Source organism: Mycoplasmopsis columbina (assembly GCF_900660685.1).
Classification (GTDB): Bacteria; Bacillota_I; Bacilli_A; order Mycoplasmatales; family Metamycoplasmataceae; genus Mycoplasmopsis; species Mycoplasmopsis columbina.
In genome coordinates this window covers 134,315-155,970 of sequence record NZ_LR215041.1, presented here as the reverse complement: position 1 = coordinate 155,970, position 21,656 = coordinate 134,315, and the positions used below count along the sequence as shown (strand labels likewise).

General features: G+C 28.4%; 32 protein-coding genes and 2 tRNA genes. 7 read left to right on the top strand and 27 right to left on the bottom strand.

What is annotated here, in order from left to right; all coding sequences use genetic code 4:
- Positions 1-96: 96 nt before the first annotated feature.
- From EXC37_RS00840 to EXC37_RS00720, 25 genes are all read right to left on the bottom strand, one after another.
- Entirely contained in the window at positions 97-513 is a 417-nt protein-coding gene (locus EXC37_RS00840; protein WP_029891950.1) for a hypothetical protein, read from the bottom strand.
- A 571-nt stretch (positions 514-1,084) separates the two neighbouring features.
- Positions 1,085-1,270: a hypothetical protein gene (locus tag EXC37_RS00835; RefSeq protein ID WP_029891951.1), complete on the bottom strand. Its 186-nt coding sequence runs from the start codon at positions 1,268-1,270 to the stop codon at positions 1,085-1,087.
- A 237-nt stretch (positions 1,271-1,507) separates the two neighbouring features.
- On the bottom strand, positions 1,508-1,834 hold the full coding sequence (locus tag EXC37_RS00830; protein WP_051660711.1) for an HNH endonuclease: 327 nt from the start codon (positions 1,832-1,834) through the stop codon (positions 1,508-1,510).
- Entirely contained in the window at positions 1,807-3,111 is a 1,305-nt protein-coding gene (locus EXC37_RS00825; protein WP_029891953.1) for a nicotinamide mononucleotide transporter, read from the bottom strand. The genes EXC37_RS00830 and EXC37_RS00825 overlap by 28 nt, the downstream gene beginning before the upstream one ends.
- 421 nt (positions 3,112-3,532) lie before the next feature.
- A complete protein-coding gene (gene rplO, locus EXC37_RS00820) occupies positions 3,533-3,976 on the bottom strand; it encodes a 50S ribosomal protein L15 (RefSeq protein ID WP_029891954.1) in 444 nt (147 codons plus the stop codon).
- A 48-nt stretch (positions 3,977-4,024) separates the two neighbouring features.
- Positions 4,025-4,693: a 30S ribosomal protein S5 gene (rpsE, locus tag EXC37_RS00815; RefSeq protein ID WP_006608466.1), complete on the bottom strand. Its 669-nt coding sequence runs from the start codon at positions 4,691-4,693 to the stop codon at positions 4,025-4,027.
- Entirely contained in the window at positions 4,693-5,049 is a 357-nt protein-coding gene (rplR, locus tag EXC37_RS00810; RefSeq protein ID WP_006608467.1) for a 50S ribosomal protein L18, read from the bottom strand. Before rplR ends, rpsE begins: the two co-directional genes overlap by 1 nt.
- Positions 5,050-5,067: 18 nt before the next feature.
- Positions 5,068-5,607 (bottom strand): 50S ribosomal protein L6, encoded by a 540-nt coding sequence (gene rplF, locus EXC37_RS00805; RefSeq protein WP_006608468.1) that lies wholly within the window; start codon positions 5,605-5,607, stop codon positions 5,068-5,070.
- 10 nt (positions 5,608-5,617) lie between these two features.
- Positions 5,618-6,013, bottom strand: coding sequence for a 30S ribosomal protein S8 (rpsH, locus tag EXC37_RS00800; RefSeq protein ID WP_006608469.1), 396 nt, complete (start codon positions 6,011-6,013; stop codon positions 5,618-5,620).
- 2 nt (positions 6,014-6,015) lie between these two features.
- Positions 6,016-6,201 carry a type Z 30S ribosomal protein S14 gene (locus tag EXC37_RS00795; protein ID WP_006608470.1) on the bottom strand — a complete coding sequence of 62 codons (186 nt, stop codon included), beginning with the start codon at positions 6,199-6,201 and terminating at the stop codon, positions 6,016-6,018.
- Between the two features lie 4 nt (positions 6,202-6,205).
- A complete protein-coding gene (gene rplE, locus EXC37_RS00790) occupies positions 6,206-6,751 on the bottom strand; it encodes a 50S ribosomal protein L5 (protein WP_029891955.1) in 546 nt (181 codons plus the stop codon).
- A 2-nt stretch (positions 6,752-6,753) separates the two neighbouring features.
- Positions 6,754-7,071: a 50S ribosomal protein L24 gene (gene rplX / locus EXC37_RS00785; protein ID WP_006608472.1), complete on the bottom strand. Its 318-nt coding sequence runs from the start codon at positions 7,069-7,071 to the stop codon at positions 6,754-6,756.
- A 54-nt stretch (positions 7,072-7,125) separates the two neighbouring features.
- The gene (gene rplN, locus EXC37_RS00780; protein ID WP_006608473.1) at positions 7,126-7,494 is read right to left on the bottom strand and encodes a 50S ribosomal protein L14; all 369 of its coding nucleotides are present in this window, start codon (positions 7,492-7,494) and stop codon (positions 7,126-7,128) included.
- A gap of 3 nt (positions 7,495-7,497) precedes the next feature.
- Entirely contained in the window at positions 7,498-7,770 is a 273-nt protein-coding gene (gene rpsQ / locus EXC37_RS00775) for a 30S ribosomal protein S17 (RefSeq protein ID WP_006608474.1), read from the bottom strand.
- Positions 7,770-7,973: a 50S ribosomal protein L29 gene (gene rpmC / locus EXC37_RS00770; protein WP_029891956.1), complete on the bottom strand. Its 204-nt coding sequence runs from the start codon at positions 7,971-7,973 to the stop codon at positions 7,770-7,772. The genes rpsQ and rpmC overlap by 1 nt, the downstream gene beginning before the upstream one ends.
- Positions 7,973-8,404, bottom strand: coding sequence for a 50S ribosomal protein L16 (gene rplP, locus EXC37_RS00765; RefSeq protein WP_006608476.1), 432 nt, complete (start codon positions 8,402-8,404; stop codon positions 7,973-7,975). The genes rpmC and rplP overlap by 1 nt, the downstream gene beginning before the upstream one ends.
- Positions 8,404-9,057 carry a 30S ribosomal protein S3 gene (rpsC, locus tag EXC37_RS00760; protein WP_029891957.1) on the bottom strand — a complete coding sequence of 218 codons (654 nt, stop codon included), beginning with the start codon at positions 9,055-9,057 and terminating at the stop codon, positions 8,404-8,406. Before rpsC ends, rplP begins: the two co-directional genes overlap by 1 nt.
- 7 nt (positions 9,058-9,064) lie before the next feature.
- Positions 9,065-9,406: a 50S ribosomal protein L22 gene (rplV, locus tag EXC37_RS00755; RefSeq protein WP_006608478.1), complete on the bottom strand. Its 342-nt coding sequence runs from the start codon at positions 9,404-9,406 to the stop codon at positions 9,065-9,067.
- 2 nt (positions 9,407-9,408) lie between these two features.
- Positions 9,409-9,684, bottom strand: a complete 276-nt coding sequence (gene rpsS, locus EXC37_RS00750) for a 30S ribosomal protein S19 (RefSeq protein WP_006608479.1) — start codon at positions 9,682-9,684, stop codon at positions 9,409-9,411.
- A complete protein-coding gene (gene rplB / locus EXC37_RS00745) occupies positions 9,684-10,529 on the bottom strand; it encodes a 50S ribosomal protein L2 (RefSeq protein ID WP_029891958.1) in 846 nt (281 codons plus the stop codon). Before rplB ends, rpsS begins: the two co-directional genes overlap by 1 nt.
- A 63-nt stretch (positions 10,530-10,592) precedes the next feature.
- A complete protein-coding gene (gene rplW, locus EXC37_RS00740) occupies positions 10,593-11,060 on the bottom strand; it encodes a 50S ribosomal protein L23 (RefSeq protein WP_006608481.1) in 468 nt (155 codons plus the stop codon).
- Between the two features lie 2 nt (positions 11,061-11,062).
- Positions 11,063-12,040, bottom strand: coding sequence for a 50S ribosomal protein L4 (gene rplD / locus EXC37_RS00735; RefSeq protein WP_006608482.1), 978 nt, complete (start codon positions 12,038-12,040; stop codon positions 11,063-11,065).
- Positions 12,040-12,831, bottom strand: a complete 792-nt coding sequence (rplC, locus tag EXC37_RS00730) for a 50S ribosomal protein L3 (RefSeq protein ID WP_006608483.1) — start codon at positions 12,829-12,831, stop codon at positions 12,040-12,042. The genes rplD and rplC overlap by 1 nt, the downstream gene beginning before the upstream one ends.
- A gap of 82 nt (positions 12,832-12,913) precedes the next feature.
- Positions 12,914-13,228, bottom strand: coding sequence for a 30S ribosomal protein S10 (gene rpsJ / locus EXC37_RS00725; RefSeq protein WP_006608484.1), 315 nt, complete (start codon positions 13,226-13,228; stop codon positions 12,914-12,916).
- Between the two features lie 276 nt (positions 13,229-13,504).
- Entirely contained in the window at positions 13,505-16,069 is a 2,565-nt protein-coding gene (locus EXC37_RS00720) for a hypothetical protein (RefSeq protein ID WP_029891959.1), read from the bottom strand.
- Between the two features lie 181 nt (positions 16,070-16,250).
- On the opposite strand from EXC37_RS00720, the gene recA reads away from it, so the two are divergent.
- The 3 genes from recA to EXC37_RS00705 all read left to right on the top strand — a co-directional run bounded on the left by recA (position 16,251) and on the right by EXC37_RS00705 (position 17,556).
- Positions 16,251-17,252, top strand: a complete 1,002-nt coding sequence (gene recA, locus EXC37_RS00715) for a recombinase RecA (protein WP_006608486.1) — start codon at positions 16,251-16,253, stop codon at positions 17,250-17,252.
- Between the two features lie 146 nt (positions 17,253-17,398).
- Positions 17,399-17,474: transfer RNA gene (locus EXC37_RS00710), tRNA-Cys, on the top strand.
- Positions 17,475-17,479: 5 nt separating this feature from the next.
- Positions 17,480-17,556 (top strand) — tRNA-Arg (locus EXC37_RS00705).
- A 16-nt stretch (positions 17,557-17,572) separates the two neighbouring features.
- Here the strand turns inward: EXC37_RS00705 and EXC37_RS03275 are convergent.
- Positions 17,573-18,961, bottom strand: coding sequence for an MAG0480 family ComEC-like protein (locus tag EXC37_RS03275; RefSeq protein WP_029891960.1), 1,389 nt, complete (start codon positions 18,959-18,961; stop codon positions 17,573-17,575).
- Positions 18,886-19,386: an MAG0490 family ComEA-like DNA-binding protein gene (locus EXC37_RS00695; RefSeq protein ID WP_029891961.1), complete on the bottom strand. Its 501-nt coding sequence runs from the start codon at positions 19,384-19,386 to the stop codon at positions 18,886-18,888. Before EXC37_RS00695 ends, EXC37_RS03275 begins: the two co-directional genes overlap by 76 nt.
- A 248-nt stretch (positions 19,387-19,634) precedes the next feature.
- Between EXC37_RS00695 and rplJ the strand changes: the two genes are divergently transcribed.
- The 4 genes from rplJ (at position 19,635) to EXC37_RS00675 (ending at position 21,593) form a co-directional block, all read left to right on the top strand.
- A complete protein-coding gene (rplJ, locus tag EXC37_RS00690; RefSeq protein ID WP_029891962.1) occupies positions 19,635-20,147 on the top strand; it encodes a 50S ribosomal protein L10 in 513 nt (170 codons plus the stop codon).
- A 37-nt stretch (positions 20,148-20,184) separates the two neighbouring features.
- Positions 20,185-20,556: a 50S ribosomal protein L7/L12 gene (gene rplL / locus EXC37_RS00685; protein WP_006608490.1), complete on the top strand. Its 372-nt coding sequence runs from the start codon at positions 20,185-20,187 to the stop codon at positions 20,554-20,556.
- 184 nt (positions 20,557-20,740) lie between these two features.
- On the top strand, positions 20,741-21,250 hold the full coding sequence (locus EXC37_RS00680) for a hypothetical protein (RefSeq protein ID WP_100069017.1): 510 nt from the start codon (positions 20,741-20,743) through the stop codon (positions 21,248-21,250).
- A gap of 70 nt (positions 21,251-21,320) precedes the next feature.
- Entirely contained in the window at positions 21,321-21,593 is a 273-nt protein-coding gene (locus tag EXC37_RS00675; protein WP_006608492.1) for a hypothetical protein, read from the top strand.
- The last annotated feature ends 63 nt before the right edge of the window (positions 21,594-21,656 follow it).

The window sequence follows — 21,656 nt, the reverse complement described above, 5'->3', positions numbered from 1 at the left end:
TAATTGATATGTTTTTTTGTTTTATTTTTGCTTATATTAGTAAAAATAGTGAAATAAGAAAAATAAAAACGCAACTTACGCTACGTTTAAATTTTATTAATAAATTGGTGTTCCATCTTTAGTTTTTAAATTTTTAGAAATAGCAATATAAATTAGTTCAGTGATTTGAATAACCACTAACGCGCCAATAAAACCAGAAGCGACTCAAAGATAGTTTAAATAACTTAAAATGTCTCTATAAGATTTTTCAGAGATGTGAGTTATTTTATTAATGTAAACTACATACATAGTTATTACAATCGCAATTATAACCACTGAAATGGTAAGTCTAATAAAGCCTAATAATTTTTTACCAATATAAAATCATTGCACGCCAGTAAAACCTATTATTCAAGTAAGTAATAATATAGTATTTTTAGTTTTTCTTGGTTGTGGTTGTCTTGAAAAATTATCATTATTATTTTCCATTGAAGGTTGGATATTGTTGTTTAAATTATCAAAAGAATTTCCCATTTTTTCCTTTTTTAGTTATTTTAAAAACGAAATAATCGATATAAAAATTATATTAAATTTGATTATAAAAATATATATGACAATATGCATTTTTAAAAAATCAATGAAATTTACTTTTATAGTTTATAAATTTTAATCACTAAAATTATTAAAATGTTTTTTCAAATTTAATATTAAATCTATCAGAAAAAATCATTAATACTAACTTAACTATATGAAAGATAAGAATCGATAATATTCAAAAAATATTTCAATCAAAAATTTTACTAAATTAACTTAAAATAAGAATTATTCGTCAAAAAAATAATGTTCCGTTTTATACGATCCTATAAAAAAATCAAGTGCTTTGAAACACTTGATTTCGCAACATATTTTGATCTTTAAATTTATTTGCATTGCATTTAACATCAATTTATAAATAAAGAATGATTAAGTCTAATAATAATTAATGAATTGAAATATCATGATTAGTTTTTATTCTTTTTGAAAAAATAATGTAAATTATTTCTATTAAAGTAGCGATAACTAATACAAAAATGGACATACTATATATACAAATGTATATGATAAACTAGGAATTTTCATTAATAGAATTTTCTGAATAATCATGTTTATCTAAAAACATACCAGCTACCAAAATAATTGTAAGAATTATGGCAATTAATGAAATTGATAATCTAATGAATCCAAAAAGTTTTCTACCAATATAAAACCACTGAACGCCAGTAAAACCCAAAAAAATAGTAAGTAAAACCATTATTTTTTTTTACTTTTTACTAATTTCAAAGTTCCAAAAATACTATATTTTCCTGCTACTGACTGATGATTATCTTTACTGAAATAGTTAAATTCTTTAGCCATATATTTCTTATTTATAATTATATTAGTTAAAAAAATTGATATCTAAATTCTAAAATCATTATAGTTATTTATTTTCATTTAACATAAAAATGTGAATAATTAATTTTTCAATGTAATAATTTTATATGTCTTTTTAGTTTTCTAATTCAAAAATTTCGTATGCTTTTCTACCATTTATTGCTTCAACTTTTTGCACACTAAATAAACGACCATTAGCTCAAAAATTAATTTTATCCCCTGCTTCTCAGTTGGTTTCTATGTTTGCACAAACTAAATTATGTTCAATGTTAGTCCCTCCTTTAGCAACTGGAAATATATGGTGAATATTTCAACCATAATCTGAATCTTGATTTCCATAAGCGCTTTTGTACATTATTCTACCAGCAAAATCCTTTGCTTCTGTTCTATAACCATAATGTTTTTCTCATAAAGCTAAAGCTTTGTCTCTGTTAATTTGCATGTTTTTTTCTCCTTTGTTTTTAAAATATTGTCTAGAATTTGTATTATGTCTTTTGCTTTTTGTTCTTGTTTATTTTCTTCATTTCATATTTCTAAATAATTTTTACTAAATTTCTTTAAAGCTTTTTTATAGGTGTTTTGCTCTTTTGCATATTCCTTGCTTACTTCTTGGAAAAATATTTCATTTTCTATTGCTACTTCTCCAGAACGTATTGATTCATTTTCTTCAGATCTTTTTTGTCTAAATTTTTGAATTAATTGATAATTGGCGTTAATAATAAAAACGTAATCCAATTTTTCCAGGCCCATTAATCGAATTCAAGTTAAAACTTTGATAATTTTTCATTTAAATGTTTGTCATTTATTGAAATTAGCTAATTTGATATGTAAATCGGAATAAAGAAAATCATCAATTGTATATCTATCAAAAATTATTAACTGTGAAATCTTTTCGTCATTATTTAACTCATTAATAGCTAAAACTTGTGCATCATATTGAGCTTTTTTACGATCTTTAAAAATTATTTTTTGAAAATGATAAGCATTCTTTTTCATATCTTTCATATAGTCATTAAAAGTCAATTCTAATTCGGGATTTAAATAACTATGTTCATCATACAATTTATACTTAATGTTATTTTTTTCTAATTCTGCTTTAATTAAGTCCAAAATGGTTGTTTTGCCTGTGGCTCCAGGACCAATAAATGCAATTCGGAGTGGTTTAGGTAATTTCAGTGATTTATAGAAAATTCAAATTGAAATTACTGAATAAAAAACATTAATCAAAATTACTGAAACATTGATAAAACCTATTCCACTAAAAAGTAAAATTGCAGCTATATTTTTACTTATTCAACTAATCCATGCTTGTTTAAAGCCTAAAATCATCATTAAACATGAAACTACGCTAATTGCATTAATGTAAGTATCTAAAATTCTTGCTGCTCAATAAAATTTAAAATTTTCTCCATAATGTGCTGTGTGTGAATTAACAATTTTGGCCCATCCAGCATTAATTAAAGGCGTTACGTATCAAAAGAAGATAAAGCACCCTATAAAAAGAAATGTGAAAAAAATAAATGTATAAAGTGAAATATTAATTGTTTTAACATTTCTTCCAAATTTTCATGCTCATCACATAAAGGCAAAAGAAGGAATAAAACAAAGTGTTGTTACCAAGAAATCACCTGTTAAATTCACTGATAAACTATAGGCGCCAAAAAATAAGGCATGTACTATTCCACTTCAAAATGCATTTGAATTACGTTTATAAAACATTAAAGTTGAATAAATACCAAAAAAGGCAGAAAAACCACTTGTAGCACCTAAAACTTTTTCATAAGTTTTGCCACTTTCTCAAACTCACTTTAAATCGCTTAAAGAATAAAGAGATAAAAAAGTAGTAAAAAGAAAGAAAAAGAAGTAAATATAAAAAATTTTAGATTTAAATAAATTTTGAATTTGTAAATATCTTTTTGTTTTAATAAATTTACCTCCTTAGGGAAATTTTTATATTTCCATTACAATGATAAAAAAAAAAAAAAAAACGAAAAAAATAGGCGAAAAATGCTATTTCTTTCGTTTTTTTATTCCTACTATATAATTTTTGAATTCTTTTTTTGACAAAATTTATAAATTCAAGTAAAGTGAATTTTATAAAAAAACATAGGTCTAAACCTATGTTGATTATTAATATGAATTAAAGATATTCGAATTTTCCACCATTTGCTTCTAAAGCAGCAATTGCGTTTTTTGAAGCATCATGTAAAGTAACATTAAGTTTTTTAGTTAAGGTTCCATTACCTAATAATTTAACAGGTAAGGTTCTTTTAATTAAGTTTGCAGCAAATAATGCTTCAAGGTCAACATTTTGACCATTTTCGAAAACTCTTTCTAAATCAGCTAAATTAACAACTTGGTATTCAATGTGATTTACGTTTGTAAATCCTCTTTTACCAATTCTTCTAAATCATGGTGTTTGACCACCTTCAAAACCTAATCTGTGACCGTGACGTTTATTTTGACCTGATTGACCTTTACCAGCTTGTTTACCTTTACCAGCAGCATGACCTCTACCAACACGGTGTTTTTCTGGTCTTGAGCCTGGAGTAGGTTTTAAATTGTGTAATTTAATTTCTTGCATAATTATTCCTTTAAAAATTGAGTTAACTAATCAAGTGGTGTTGATTAATTATAATAAATCCTCAACTTTTTTGTCTCTAATTTGGGCAATTTGGTCAGGTGTTCTTAAAGCAGCTAAAGCTTTAAGTGTTGCTCTAACAATATTAGCTTTTGAACGTGAACCATAAGTTTTGGTGTAAATATCTGTATAACCAGCTAATTCTACAACAGCACGCACTGTTCCTGAAGCAACGATTCCTTTTCCTTTTGGAGCAGGTTTTAACATTACTTTTGAAGCTAAGAATTTAGCTTCTACTTGGTGAGGAACAGTAGTATTTTTGTAAACTGGAACAGTTACAAGGTTGTTTTTAGCATCTTTAATAGCTTTCTTAATTGAATCTGGAACTTCGTTAGCTTTACCATGTCCAAAACCAACACGTCCTTTTTTATCTCCAACTACAACGAAAGCTGAGAAGCTAAATCTTCTACCACCTTTAACAACTTTAGTTACACGACTAATGTTAACAACTTTTTCACTAAATTCGTTATCTTGTTTTTCGAATCTAGGACCTCTTTCACCTTTAGTTTTACCTTCACGTCTAGGACCACGATTTACTCTTTTTTCAGCAAAAGCAGCTTTTTCACCACTTTCAACTTTTTTGTTATCTCTAGCTTTATTTGCAGCTTTATTAACTACTTCTTTAGTAGCTGCTGCTTTGAATTCTTTTTGTTCTGCCATTAGAATTTTACTCCTTTAGCGTGTTCTCTAACTGCTTCTGCAAACGCTTTTACACGGCCGTGGTAAATGTAACCACCACGATCAAATACTAATTCACTAATACCTAATTTGTTGATTAATTGTGCCATTTTTTCACCAGCTTTAGCTGCTGCTACAACGTTTCCGTTGTATTTACCTTTTTCGTAGGTTGAAACAGCTGCTAAAGTGTGGCCTTTAGTATCATCAATTAATTGTGCGTAGAAATTTTGGTGTGATTTAAAAACTGCTAAACGAGGTTTGGTAGCTGTACCACTAATTTTTTGTCTTTCACGTAAGTGTTTAACCAAACGTGCTTTATTACGAGATAATTGAGCCATAATTTAACCTTTCATCTGCTATTTAGCAGCAGTTTTTCCTTCTTTACGACGAATCACTTCGTCTTTGTAAGCAATACCTTTTCCTGAGTAAGGATTTGGTTTTCTTACTTTACGCACAAGTGAGGCAAATTGGCCAACACTTTCTTTATTAATACCTGAAACACTAACTTCTGTTGGTTTAGCTACTTCAACTTTCACATCCGCAGGAATGTCTAAATTAACTAAGTGGCTGTAACCAGCAGCAATTTCTAGCACACTACCTTTTAAAGTAGCTTTGTAACCAACCCCTTTAATTACTAATTCTTTTTTGAAGCCTTTTGAAACTCCTTCAAGCATGTTAGCAATTAAAGCATTAGTTGTTCCGTGTAATTGTTTGGTGTGTTTTTCTTCATTTGCACGAAGAGTTGTAATTTGATTGTTTTCGATTTTAATTGCAATTAAATTGCTGAATGTTTGGCTTAATTCGCCTAATGGACCTTTAACTGTTAAAGTAGTTTGTTCTAAGTTTACGCTTGTATTTGCAGGGATGGTTAAAACACGGTTTCCGACACGAGACATTTAATACCTCCTATCAAATGTAGGCGATAACTTCACCGCCAACATTTTCCTTACGTGCATCTTTGGCTGTCATCACACCTTTAGAAGTTGAAATGATAGCTACTCCATAACCTGAAAGCACAGTTGGTAATTGATCTACTGATGCATAAACTCTTAAACCTGGTTTTGAAACACGTTTGAAATCAATGATTGCTCTTTGGTTTCCTTTGTATTTTAAAACTACTTCTAAAACTTTGTCTTTTCCTTCACCTTTAGTTGAATATGAGGTAATAAATCCTTCGTTTAATAAAATGTCTAGAATGGTTGCTTTTTTATTTGAAAAAGGAATGGCTACAGTTTTAAATTTACGTTGATTTGCGTTTTTAATACGCACGATCATATCTGAAATTGGATCTGTAATAAACATAATTATCAACTCGCTTTCTTCATGCCAGGAATTTTACCTTCGTGAGCTAAGTTACGGAAGCAAATACGGCAAACTTTGTATTTTCTTAAAACTGCATGAGGACGTCCACATAATTCACAACGTGTATAAGCACGGGTTGAGAATTTTGGATGTCTTTTAGCTTTAACTTTTAATGATTTTCTAGCCATAAGATTATTTTTCTCCTTTTGCAAATGGAACACCAATTAATTCTAATAGAGCTTTTGCTTCAGCATCGCTATTAGCAGTAGTAATTAATTGTACGTCTAGACCTTTAATACGACGGATTTTGTCAAATTCAATTTCTGGGAAAATAATTTCTTCTTTAATTCCTAAAGAGTAATTTCCACGACCATCGAAAGCTTTAGGATTTGCACCTCTAAAGTCACGAATACGTGGCATTGCAACATTAATTAATTTATCTAAGAAATCTCACATTCTTTCTCTACGTAAAGTTACTTTTCCACCCATTGGCATACCTTCACGTAATTTTCAAGAAGCGTTTGATTTTCTAGCTTTTGTTTTAAATGGGATTTGTGATGAAATAGCAGTTAATTCGTTTAATACTTCTTCAATAGCTTTTGAGTTGGTTACTTCTTTTCCAGCAGTCATGTTAAGCACGATTTTTTCTAAACGAGGTACTTGCATTACTGAAGAATAGTTAAATTTTTCTTTTAATGCAGGTACAACTTTATCTAAGTAATGATTTTTTAAACTCATAATTATAATTCCTTCTTAGTTCTACGGCTTATTCTAACTTTTTTATCACCTTTGATTTGGTAACCAATTTTTGAGAAAACAGCTGGAGAAGTTTTTGTAGCTTTTTTAATAATTAATGAAATGTTTGAAGCGTGAATAGGAGCTTCAACTTGTTTAATTTGACCATCTTGACCTTGTGAAGGTTTTACGTGTTTTGTAACTTTGTTAATGTCTTTTAAATAGACACGGTTATTTTTGTGATCGATTCTTTCAATTTTTCCGACTTTGTTTTTGTGTGCACCAGCAATCACAACAACTTCATCATTCTTTTTGAATTTCATTTTTTCTCCTTAATTTAGTCTTTATTAAAATTTAATGTTTCTAATTAAACTTTTTTAAAGTACTTCAGGTGCTAATGAAACGATTTTTAAATAACCTCTATCACGTAATTCACGAGCCACAGGTCCAAACACACGGGTTCCTCTAAGTGAACCATCTTCTTTAATAATTACCACAGCATTGTCATCAAATTTGATGTGTGAACCGTTATCTCTTTTAATTCCATAACGACTTCTTACAATTACAGCTTTAACAACTTGTCCTTCTTTTACGATTCCATTTGGTAAAGCTTTTTTCACTGAACAAACAATAACATCACCAATGTTTGCAGTTTTTTTACGGCTTCCACCAAGAACTCTAATTAAACCAACTTCTTTAGCGCCTGAGTTATCAGCAACATTTAATTTAGATAGTTCTAAAACCATAAATTATTTCTCGCTTTCTAAAGCGTGGCTTTTAATTTCAACTAAACGGAAGTGTTTGGTTTTTGATAAAGGACGAGTTTCCATAATTGTGACAACATCATTAACTTGAGCTTTATTTAATTCATCATGCACAGCAAAACGTTTGGTAGTTTTGAAACGTTTTGAGTAAAGTTTATGAGCTCTATAAGTTTCAACTTCAACATAAATGGTTTTGTCACCTCTTGTTGAAGTAACACGACCTTGTAAAGTTTTACGGGTTTTTGTATTTCTTTCCATTATTTAGCTCCTTGCTCAAGTGTTTTTTCTTTAATTGCTGTTAAAGTTTTGGCAATGTCTCTTCTAACTAATTTGATTTTGTGTGTTTGATCTAAAGTTGAAGTGTGATTTTTAAATCTTAAAGTTCACAATTCTGCTTTTAATTCATTAACTAATTTTTGAAGTTCGTCAAGACTTTTAACTTTTAAATCTTTGTAAAGCATTAGTTTTGACCTCCATCTTGTTCACTTTTAGCTACAATTTTTCATTTAACTGGTAATTTGTGACCACCTAATCTTAAGGCATCACGTGCTATTTCTTCTTTAACACCTGCAACTTCAAACATCATTGTGTTTACTCTTACAGATGCATATCATTTTTCTGGAGCACCTTTACCTGATCCCATACGAACCCCGATTGGTTTAGAGGTTTTTTGGAAGTGAGGGAAAATTCTAATAATAACATCCCCTTCACGACCCATACGACGAGTAATGGCAATACGTGCTGCCTCAATTTGTCTTGCAGTAATTAATGATGAAGTTACTGCTTGTAAACCGAATTCACCGAATGAAACTTTGTTTCCTTTGTGTGCTTTTCTTTTATCTGGATTTACTAAGAAAGGTTTACGGTATTTTGTTCTTTTTGGTTGAAGCATTATTCCTTATCTCCTTCCAAAACTTCTCCTTTAGAAATTCACACTTTAACACCAATAGCACCATAAGTTGTTCTTGCTGTTGCTTTAGCAAAATCAACATCTTGTCTAAGGGTGTGTAATTTCATTTCACCACGTGAATATCCTTCGGTTCTCGCCATATCAACACCATTTAAACGACCTGATACAGCTGTTTTGATACCTTTAGCTCCTGCTTTTAAAGCATCATTAATAATTAATTTTTGTGCGACTCTAAAGCTTTCACGATTTTCTAATTTTTGTGCGATTGCTTCAGCTGCTAAACGAGCATTTAATGCTGGTTCTTTTAATAATACAACTTCTAATTGAAGATTAACTTTTTTATCTTCTAGGTATTTGTGCAATTGTAAACTTAAGGCTTTAATGTTTTGACCATTTTCACCTAAAAATTTAGCAGGTGTGGCTGTGTGAACTAAAACTATTACTTTTCCTAAGGTATTACGTTTAATTTCAACTTGTCCAATTTGGTATTTACGTACTAATTTATCGAAGAATTTGTAAATTTTAGCATCTTGTACTAAGTAAGCACCAAAGTTTGCTTTTGAAGCATATCATTCAGTGTTGTGTGCTTTGGTTACACCATATCTAAATCCATTTGGATTAACTTTTTGTCCCATAATTCACCTATGCTCTTTCTTCTAATGTAATTGATAAATGGCTTGTACGTTTTAAAATTGAATATGCTCTACCTTGTGAACGAGGTTGATATCTTTTAAGTGTTGGACCTTCATTAACTAAAACTTCTTTAACAAATAATTTTGAGGCGTCCATGCCGTGGTTGTTAGTTGCATTTGCAACTGCTGAGTTTAATAATGTAATAAATAATTCTGATGCTTTTTTGTTTGTGTTGTGAAGAATACCTAAAGCTACACGCACATCTTTTCCTCTAAAAAGATCTGCAACTAATCTAGCTTTACGTGCACTAATTCTTTGTGTTTTAACTAATGCTTTTGCTTGTTGAGCCATAACTATTTTTTACCTTTGTCAGCACCATGACCTGAGAAGGTTCTTGTAGGAGCAAATTCTCCTAATTTGTGACCAACCATGTCATCTGTTACATATACATCAATAAACTTGTTACCATTGTGAACTTGAAAGGTTAAACCAACAAAGTGTGGGAAAATTGTTGAACGTCTTGATCAAGTTTTAATTGGTTTTTTCGCAGCTTTGCCTTCTTCGATTGCAGCTACTTTTTTAAGTAAATGCTCGTCAGCAAATGGACCTTTTTTAAGACTACGTGCCATTATTTAGCATCCTTTCTTCTTCTTAAAATCAATTTGTTTGAAGCTTTTTTAGTTTTTCTAGTTTTCACACCAAGAGCTTTTTTACCTCAAGGAGTAAGCGGAGCTTTACGTCCAACTGGTTGTTTACCTTCACCACCACCATGTGGGTGATCTACAGGGTTCATTACAGAACCTCTAACTGTAGGACGAACACCTAAGTGACGGTTACGTCCTGCTTTACCTAAGTTTACTAATAAGTGTTCTTCGTTTCCAACGCTACCAATTGTTGCACGGCAACGTGCTAAAATACGACGAGTTTCACCTGATTTAAGACGTAAAACAACATATTTCCCGTCTTCATCTTTACCTAAAAGTTGTGCACTAGTACCTGCTGAACGAGCAATTTGTCCACCAGCTCCTGGTTGCATTTCAATGTTGTGGATTGTTGTACCTTCAGGAATGTTTGCTAATGGTAATGCGTTACCTACTAAAATATCAGCATTTGGTCCTGAAACCACAACTTGTCCCACTTTAATTCCTTGTGGTGCAAGAATATATCTTTTTTCACCATCAGCATATGCTAATAAACAAATGTTTGCTGAACGGTTTGGATCGTATTCGATTGATTTAACTACAGCAGGAATGTTGTCTTTATTCCTTTTAAAATCAACGATTCTGTAAAATCTCTTTACCCGACCACCATGGTGTCTTACTGTAATTTTTCCTTGGTTGTTACGACCTGAATTTTTTTTCAAAATTACTAATAATGACTTTTCTGGTTTGTGCCCACTTAAGTTAGCACTATAATCGAGACTAGACATGTTACGACGACCATTGGTAGTTGGCTTGTAATGTTTAATCGCCATGATTTGTCTCTCCTTTGCTTAAAAATAGATGAGGAATTTTTCTTTTAAGCAATTTTTAATCCTCTATGCTTCTTTTTTGCTTCTTGTTACTGGTTTTTTAGCAGCGTTTGTTGCTTTATTGTTTGCTGCTTTAGCTTTTTTAGCAGCAATTTTATCTGCCAATTGCGCTTCTTTAGCTTTATTTTGCGCTTTATCTTGAGCTACTTTTTGTGCTTTTGCTTCTTTTTTAGCTTCATCCTGCGCTTCAGCTTCGTTTGGATAGTAATTGATTACTGAACCTTCTTTTAAAGTAACAACAGCTTTTTTATAACGGTTTAAATAACCTTCGTAACGTCCTACTCTTTTGAATTTTTTGTCATATTTAAGAGTATTTACGCTTTCAACTTTCACTTGGAAAATGTGCTCAACAGCTTGTTTGATTTGATATTTGTTTGCACTATATTCAACAACAAATGTGTAAGTATTTTGCGCTTGAAGATTGTTTGATTTTTCAGTAAGAACAGGTTTTTTAATTACTTGAGTTAATTCCATAATTATCTTTCTCCTCTTGCTTTAAATACTTCTAAACCTTCTTTTGAAAGCACTAATACATCTGCTCAAACTAAATCTTCTACTAAAGTTGATTCAGGTGTTACAGTTAAAACATTTGTTAAGTTTCTTGTTGCTTTAAATACATTTTCATCTGTTGAAACAATTAATACGTGTCTTAAATTGTTTAATTTTAATTCTTCCAATTTAGCCACTGCTTCTTTAGTTTTAGCATTTGTTAAAGTAAAATCATTTACTAAAACTGCTTGTTTATTAGCTAATAAGGTAAGCGCTGAAGCAAAAGCAGCTCTTTTCACTTTTTTATTAACTTTAAGTGTGTAGTTTCTTTCAGTTGTTGGTCCAAAAGCTCTACCACCACCAACTCAGATAGGTGATCTAGTTGATCCCGCACGAGCACGTCCTGTACCTTTTTGTTTTCATGGTTTTTTACCACCACCTCTAACTTCAGCACGGCTTTTTACTGAGTGGGTTCCTTGTCTTCTTGAAGCTCTCTCTGAAAGAATTGTGTCGTAAATAGCTTGTGAGTAGATTTTTTCTAAAGCAAATACTTCTTTTGGAAGATCTTTAGCATCAAAAGCTAATGTAGTATCTTTTTCAAAGTTAACTTTTTCTTTAACTTCTTTTTCTTTTTTAGGAGCTGGTTTATCAACTAAGTCTTGTTTTTCAATAAAGTCAATAGCTTCATGATCTTTAACATCTGATTCAGTAACTTTATTTACAATCACTTTTGCTTTTTCAAGTCCAACTGAACCACGGTATGCACCATCACGGTGGAATCATACTCTTGTATCATTCTTACTTTTTTCACTTACTGCGATGAATTCTTCAACTGCAGCAATAAAGGTTGGGAAGTTTTTAGCAGTTTTTTGATTAGCTTTTTTGAAGTTGAATGAAAGATTACGTGCTTTATCAAATTTTTCTGAAATATAAAATTTTTCAAGAGTTGATTTGGTTGTTGCCATTATTTTTCTCCTTCAGCTTCAGCTTTTTCAATTAATGGTTCTAATTCACTTGAATGCATTCCAGCGATAACTTCGATACCATATTTTTTAGCTTTTTCAACTAATTCATTCATTTTTAAAACTTCTTTAACATCAACTAATTTAATAGCTGCTGGATTTGGTAATCCTTTAACTGCTTGTTTAACTACAACATAACCTTTGTTTGGTCCAGGAATTGAACCTTTAACAAGAATGTAGTTATTTTTAACATCAACTTTAACAATTTCTAAGTTTTGTACTGTTGTTTTTTCAGCGCCTAAGTGACCAGGCATGGTCATACCTTTGAAAACACGGTTACCGCTAATGTCCCCTAAAGAACCGGTTTGTCTAATTGGTTGGCTACCACCACCACCACCGTGTGATTTAGGACCAATGTGTTGGTTTCATCTTTTAATAGTACCTGCAAAACCTTTACCTTTTGATGTTCCTGTTACATCAACAAGTTCACCAGCAGCAAAAAGATCTGCTTTAACTTCTGTACCTAATTCAAAACCTTCCATTCCACGAATTTCTTTAACAAAACGTTTTGGAGTAGTTTTTGCTTGTGCAAATTGACCTTTTAATGGTTTGTTTGCATTTTTTTCTTTAAGTTCACCAGTTGCTAATTGAGTTGCAACATAACCATTTTTTTCAACTGTTAGAACTTTTGATACAACGTTAGGTTGCACTTCAATCACAGTAACAGGAATTGAGTTTCCATATTCTGTGTAGATTTGTGTCATCCCAACTTTTCTACCTAAAATACCTTTCATGGTAATTTCCTTTCAATTAAGTTGTTTCATTACCTTTCTTATGTTCGATAATGACCGTCGCTTACTTTAATATAAGTCGGATTTATTTTTGTGACATTTGAATTTCTACACCAGCAGGCAATTCAAATCTTTTAACTTTGTCTAAAACTTGATCAAGATTTCCGTTTTTGTTAGTTAAAACAAGTAAACGTTGATATGTTCTTGATTCAAATTGTTCACGAGATTTTTTGTTAACGTGAACTGATCTTAAGATTGTTACAACTTCTCTTTTTGTTGGAAGTGCAACAGGCCCACTTACTTGTACATTTTCTTTTCTTGCTAATTCAACAAGTTTTTTAGCAGCAAAATCTACAAGTTTGTGATCAAAAGATTTAACTTTGACATTAATTTTGCTCATTTAGTTGTCTCCTTTCGTTCTTAAAGAACTTTACTCCATATGAATTACTCGCTACGTCCTTGACAACTGCTGTTGGCGTATCGACAACCTCATACTTCAATGTAATAGTTGCTTTTCAATTATAAAGCAAAGTATTTTTTTAAAAAATAGAAAATTAAAATATTTTATTTATCAAATTCATAATATTAATTTAATAGAGAAAAATAACACTGTCGAAAATTAAAAAATAAAAAAAATCAAAAAACAAAATTAAAATGTTTTTCGTTTTTTGATTTTTTAAGCACGATCTAATTTGATAAAAAGATTCAATGTTTCTCTAGGATTATCACTATTATCACCTTCGTAAGCTGCTAATTTTAATCTTAAATAACCATAATTTTGAGCTCTTCCACTTGTTGGTGCTTCACCAATGTATTCTTCTTCTAAAATAGCGTAGTTAAAAGTGTGTTTTACTTCATTAAATTTAGTTTCACCATCAAATTCAACACCAACAACTTTATCTTGAATCAATAATTCAAGTAGTTTGTCTCATTTTGCATGACCTTCTAAGTTAGATAATGCCTCTTTTATTTCTCATGCCGCGACTTTGTTATCATCATTTAATGCTGGAGGTTTTAAATTAAATACATAGTCACCTAATTTACGGTATTGTCCAAAATTCTTGACGATAACTTTTTTAGTAGAAATTTCTTGTGTTTGAATATTTTGAACATTAAAGACTAGAACTAGTTCATCTACATCATCAAAATCTGCTTGGCGATAAAGAGATTTGCTTGTTAATGTCACATCCTTGCCATAGAATAAATCACTTGTCTCTTCTAATGATTCTTTAACAGTTTCATCAAAGAAAACTTTTGCTTCAGGCACTTCATATTGGTCTGTATTTTCTAAATCATAAGAAGGAATAATGTAATTAACAATATTTATTTCACCATTAAATAAGTTAGATTTGGTTAAATCAACATCATTAACACTTAAATTATAAATAGGTAAAATTGCTTCTTCTTTATTCTTAGTTTCTTTATTTGTTTTAAGCACTTTAATATTTAAAATATCAGTTGCATCGGTGTCATGAATTATTTCTGATTTATCTAAATCAAAGGCGTATTCGTAATTTTCCTCATCTAAATTAGTGTTTAAATCTCCAAAATATTCTTTTAATGTGTTCAACTGATCATTAAAATTACTTTTAAGTTTTAAAAGATTTAAGAAACTTGCCGCTGTTCCATACTCTGCACCGTGATTAACAATATCAAAAATAGGTGTTAAAGTAATTTCTCCATTAAATAATGATTTATATAATGAACTTTTATTATTTTGTCCTTTAAATCCCTTAATAATGTGATCTGTTGTTTCTTTTTCACCTGTTAATAAGTTCTCTTGGACAAATTGAATGGTTATTTCTCCTTTTACATTGTTGTAGCTTGAATTATTTTTATCAATGTAATATTTAAAGAATTCCGATTTGAATTTTAAATTTGCAAGAGATTGATTAAAATTAAAACTTAATACTTTTTCATTAGAATTTTCAACTTCATTTAAATTAATGTAATTTTTAATGTGTTCAAACATTTCATCTACATTAGTAATGTTAGAAAGTTGTTTTAAAAAAGTATATCTTGAAGTATATAAAGCTTTATCTTTAAGGAAATTTTTTTCTGTTTTTTCTCAAACCCCCGCAAATTTAGCGAATTGGTATTTTCCAACAGTAAATAATTGACCAAAATTATTAATTGCAACTGCTTTATATATGATTGTGTTTTTGTCAAAATCTTTTAATTGATAGTAAAGATGTAAGTTTCCAGGACCATGTGTGTGAGTAGATGGAAGATCAAAAAAGACTGAGTATTTATTTTTGTCATATTCCCCATCTATATTTATGTATTGTTTAAACAGATTTAATAATTCTTCATCATCTCATTTTGGATCTGGAAATTTATTTTTCAAAATACTTAAAAAATCATCTGATGTTGTACTTTTACCTAAATTTGTTAAGTTCTGTGTGAAATTTAAAGATCCTATTGCATAAGTTGAAGTTGGATTGTTTCAATCTCCCGCATGAGCATCTTCGTATTTACTTTCTTTTCCTATTCCCTTAATTACATTTGAAATTCATTGAATATTATTTCTATCCGTTTCATCTTTTTTAATTCTTCCAAAAACTCAGTGTAATTCATTAGGGTGCGAATGTGTGCCTTGATTTATAATATAGTCATATTCGTCATTAATTACATAACTAACATCAAAATATTTTTTAATTACTTCTAATTGTTCTTGATAAGTTTTTTGGGCTCTTACTTCATTAGAAATTTTTTGAGCTAAAGAATCATCATCTTTAGTTGCTGCTGCACTAGTTGCTATTCCCTCAATAATTAATTCACCATCTCAGAAATATTGTTTCAACTGTTTTTCAAATTCATGAACTGATGGATCATATTCATTATTAATTCCTAAATTATTAAGTAAAACTTCTGTCTCTTTGCCATTATCCAAATTTAATATTATTTTAGTTTCTCGATTACCACGATGATCTGTAAAATCTTTAAAAATAGATTTATCAAAATTTACATTTAATTTTTTGGTATTTAAATTTAATTTTTGAGAACTAAAAGAATTTATAATACTTAAAATGTCTTCTTTTGTTTGTGCATTGTGAAGCATTTTTTCTATGGTAGAAGGAAAATATCCTCTACCTTTATCATTAGCTATCAATTCATGTTTTTCTTGATTAATAACTGGATTATTTTTTTCATTTACACATGAAATTGCCAAAAAAGGAGAACTAATAAGTAAAGTTGAAAACGTAAAAGCATTGAAAAAAAGTTTTTTATTTTTTTTCATTTTCCCTCATTTCATTTTTTTTATTAATCTAAATTGAAACTACAAGTATGTAAATCTAAGTTTATTATATACTATCAATTTTGTTTAAAATTGTAAAATTATACAAATAATGAGTTTTTCTTTAATTAATTCATTTTTTTCACAATTATCATTAAATTCAAATTATTTTTTTAGGAGACATATGAAAGAAAAAAATAAAAATGAGAATATTGAAACTAAAAAAATAGAAAGTGTTTTAAATGACATTGTAAAAAAATTTGGTAGCGAAGCAATTATGCTTTTTAATGATAATGAAAATATTGAATCAGTTGAAACTTTTTCTTCTGGTTCATATTTGCTAGATGAAGCAATGGGAATTAATGGTTACCCGAAAGGAAGAATTGTTGAAATTTATGGTCCTGAAAGTAGTGGTAAAACTACTCTTTGCCTTCATGCCATTGCTGAAATTCAAAAAAATGGTGGTATTGCTGCATTTATTGATGCTGAACATTCAATAGATCCCATTTATGCAAAAAATGTTGGAGTAAAACTAGATGAACTAATATTAAGTCAGCCAGATAGTGGCGAGCAAGCTCTAGAGATTGTAGACATTTTAACTAAATCTGGATCTATTGATTTAATTGTTGTAGATAGTGTTGCTGCTTTAGTTCCTGAAGCAGAATTAAATGGTGATATGCATGATATGACTATTGGAAGTCAAGCTAGATTAATGTCAAAAGCTTTAAGAAAAATTACTGCTTCTTTAAACAAAAATAAAACAACTATTATTTTTGTTAATCAAATTAGAGAAAAAATTGGAGTAATTTTTGGTAATCCTGAAACTACAACTGGCGGAAGAGCCTTGAAATTTTACTCTTCTATAAGATTAGAAGTGAGAAAAAGTAATTCTATTTTAGATGGTAAGGACGTTACAGGAAATGAAATTAAAATTAAAGTTGTCAAAAATAAATTGGCCGCTCCTTATAAATCATTTACTACTGAAATTATCTATGGACTTGGAATAGATGCTTTAAGTGAATTAATAGAATGTGCTGTAAATTCAGGTTTCTTAGTGAAAAAAGGTGCATGATACTATTATGAAGATAAAAGTATTGCGCAAGGTAAGAAAGCACTTAAAGATTTAATTAGAGAAAATGAAGAATTTAAAAAAGAATTAGAGAAATGCTTACCTAAAAATAATTAAAAATTTCGGAGTTTTTACTCAGAAATTTTTTACATTTTTTAAATTTTAGAATATAATGTATTACACCATCAAATAAATGGTGATATAATGAAAATGCACTTTTGCAGAAAAAAATTTTTTTCATGTATAATGTAAAGGCTTTAAATGGCACCATAGCCAAATGGCCAAGGCATGAGTCTGCAAAACTTTGATGTATGGGTTCGAATCCCATTGGTGCCTCCATATATGATCCCATAGCTCAATTGGACAGAGCGTTTGGCTACGGACCAAAAGGTTAGGAGTTCGACTCTTCTTGGGATCGCCAAATCATTTTGACCAAACTAAATACGCAAAATGCGTATTTTTTTTATTTTTCTAAAATTGAAAATGGAAAAATAAAAAAGAATAATAAATAAAATTCAATAGTAACTTAAATGAAAATCAATTTTAAAATTTATTTTTATAAGTAGTGAATTTTTTCATAAAATTCAAAGTAAATTGTCAAAGAGATAGTAAATAAAATTTAAAAAAGGTTTGCTTCACCAAAAGAAAAATGAAAAAATATAAACTATTTCTACAACAGGTGTTAATAAAATAATTCAAAGAGGAGTTATTAAATTAATTTTTTGAGTTAGTTGTGTTGTTATAAATAAATTTGATAGATAAATTAAAAAAGAGATAAATAAATACTTTTTCATTTTTATTTTTTTGCAAATTATTTTTTCATTTAAATAAATTACTAAAAAAGTATTAAAAAATGAAAAAATAAATGAAAGTGAAAAAATTCAAAATTTGTTGACTAAGAATAAAGAAAACATTGTCAAAATTAAAATATCTATATAACTTAATTTTCATTTATGTTTTTTGTTTAAGTCATTGAAGATTTTAAAAAATAATGCTTTCAATATAGAAACTGGAGAATTTGAAAAGATTGCATAATTAAAAATCAAAAATATTAAAATCAAATTTATAATCTTTCTATTTTTCTCATTTCTGGTTTTAATTAACGAACTAAACAAAAAAATCAATTCGATATGAAACCCAGAAGCAATTAATAAATGATTAATTCCCAATTCAGAAACTATTTGATTTAGTTTTACATCATTTTTTGATCCCAAAATAAGCCTAAATCAGTATTTATTGAAAAAAATATAATCTTTATCTTCATTCAAGTTTAATTCTTGAAATAAATTAAATTTGTTTCTTACGCTTAAATTAACATTAACATTTTTTAATTGATATTTAATGTTGTTTTCCAATAACCAATTTTGGGGGAAATTTGCTGTATTTAATTTTACTAATTCTCCTTTTCCATAGACATAATTACCATTTTCTATACTTCCATAGGAAATATGAGAATTTTTAAAAACTAAAATATTAAAATTTTCATAATTTATTAAAAAATATTTTTCTTCATTTTTATAAATTGTTCCTTCAATTTCATAATTTCCTTCAATTAGTTTTAAACTTCTTTGATGAATAAATAGAAAGTAAATTAAACAAATAAGCAGAATTAAAAAAATATTTTTTCAATTGTTTAATAAAAGCAAAAGAGAAAAAAATAAAAATATACTAATGCTTAGAATTTTTAGATTTTGATAATTAAAAAAATAAAAAAATATTAATGGCAAAAGTAAAAGCAAATTTTTTATTTTTATAATTGAATTTTGCTTTGCAAATTCTCTAAAATTTTTGAACCAATACCATTGACTTCTTTTAAATCATTTCATGTAATATTTATTTTTTCTTTTCTTAATTTTAAGATTTTTAAAGCTAGGGATTTTGATATTTTCATTCCCGTTAAATCTTCTATTTTATGAATATTTTTTCACAATAGTTTTCTTTGTGTTTGTTCTGGAATATTAAGGATAAAATTTTCTTTAATTTCCATATTCATAGATATATTTGTTAAATCTGCATTTGAATTTAAATCAACTTTTTTTAGAAGTTCTTTAATTTTAATTGGTTTAAAAAAAGTTAAAATTTTCTCATGTTTAACAGCACCTAAAATTTTTACTTTATAACTTTCAGAAGTTTTCGAATCAATTAATTTTAGTTTACTTTCCTTGTTGTTAAAGCTTACTGCACTTGACACAAGGGCAAACGAAATAATTGACAAACCTAATGCTCAATAAAATATTTTTTTCTTTTTCATATTTTTTTTATTGAAAAAAAGTCTGATTATCTAAAAAATGAACTTTTTGCAAACAAAATCCTTATTGATAATTAATAACATATATAAAAATATATTTTTAAATAAATAAATATAAAAATTAATTTTGTAATACAATTGAAAAGCAATACGTAAAGACAGCAACGGTTTTAAACTTAATAAGTTGCCGAATGTATAAACTTAATTTCATTCATTGTGTATTGCTCAAATTAAACTATGAAAGGAGAAATATGCAAACAGTTAAAGAATCTACTTTTAGATTAATTAAAAAGGACACTGTTAAAGAAATTACAGATAAACTTCAATCAACAAAATCACTTGTGGTTGCTGAATACCGTGGATTATCTGTTTCTGAATTAACAAAACTTCGTCTTCTAGCTAAAAAAAGTGGCGTTGAAGTTAAAGTGTATAAAAATCGTTTATTTAAACTTGCAGCTAGCGCAGCAGGACATGAAGATTTAAATGATCACTTAGTTGGACCAAACATTTATGCATTTAGCAATGAAGATGAACTTGCTCCTTACAAAGTATTAGCTGCTTTCGCTAAAGAAAATAAATTATTTGTAAATAAAGCTGGTATTTTTGAAGGTAAAGTTGTTGATGCAAAAGGTGTTGCTGAAATTGCTACCTTACCAAACTACGAAGAAGCTCTTACAATTCTTGCTCGTTCACTTATGAGCCCATTACAACAACTTTCTCTTTCATTAAAATTACTTAGTGAAAAGAAAGAAGAACAAATTTAATAATCAAAATAAAAACTAAATTTTGAAAGGAAATATTATGGCTAAATTAGAAAAACAAACATTTATCGAAGCATTAAAAGAAATGTCAATTAAAGAAGTTATGGAATTAGTTGAAGCAATGAAAGAAGAATTCGGAATTGATCCTTCTGCTGTTGCAGTTGCTGCTGCTCCAGCTGGTGGTGCTGAAGCTGAAGAAAAATCATCAGTATCAGTATTCATCGTTGCTGACAATGGTAAAAAATTAGGTATTGTTAAAGCTGTTAAAGAATTATTAAACTTACCTTTAATGGAAGCAAACAAATTAGTTTCAACTTTACCTGCTACTGTTAAAGAAAACATTACTCCAGCTGAAGCTGAAACAATTAAAGCTAAATTAGTTGAAGCTGGTGCTTCAGTTGATGTTAAATAATTAACTTCTTATTAAAAACTTGGTTGAAGTGCCAAGTTTTTTTTATTTTTCATTTTAAGCTTTTTTATAGGTGAAAATGAAAAATAATTTTTTCTTTTTTTTGAAAAAAATCACAAAATTCTTTTTTTTTTTTTTTTTTGTAAAAATTATTAGAGAAAGGGGAAATAAAAATATAAAAGAAAATATGAAAAAAATTATACCATTGAGTAAAAAGATGAAAATTAAATACATCATTAATGCATTTATAGAATTAATTTTTGTTGTTTTATCAATTCTTGGTATTCATTATTTGCAACCAGGTTCTAACAGAATCATAGCTGCATACAAACTTGGATTGGATAGTGTTGAAAGCATTGATACAGCTTTTTGAACATGCATTATTGTCTTAATTATAATGTTCGCAGTAATAGCTGTTCGTATTTATAAAAATATTTTTAAATTGAATATTTTTGGAATATTTGGAGAGAATCAATATGATTCAAAAATAGTTTATGTTAGATCGAATAAATATAAATACACAGATATTCAAAGTATTTCACAAAAGACATTTATAAATAAAAATACAGACATCATTGTTTTGGTTTTACTTAATGGTAAAAAAATCGAATTCACTTGTCCAAAAAATTCTATACAAAAATATATTAGTGAGATGAGCGAGTATTTAATTCAATCTAAAAACATAAATATTTCTTAATAATTAATCGTTATTTATTAAAGCATTATATTTCATCAAGATTAAATTTAATTAACAAAGGATGTAAATTATGAAATTCAAAAAATTGTTAAAGCCGGCATTAGCAACATCAACAATTTTAACAGTTATTCCTGTTGCTGTTGCCTGTGCATCTAAAGAAGAAAAAGCAGCACAATACGAAAAAGAATATAAAATAGCACTTAAAAATCAGGATGCTCATAAACTTCAAGAAATTGGATTTAAAATTCTTGAAATATATAAAGATGATCCAAACGGAGCTGCTATATTAATTCAGAAATGAACTAATGAAGTAATTTATGATAATTCTTCAAGTTCTAACTAACAAATTTAATTTAACATTTAAAATTTTAAAACTTGGTTAAAGCACCAAGTTTTTTTTATTTTT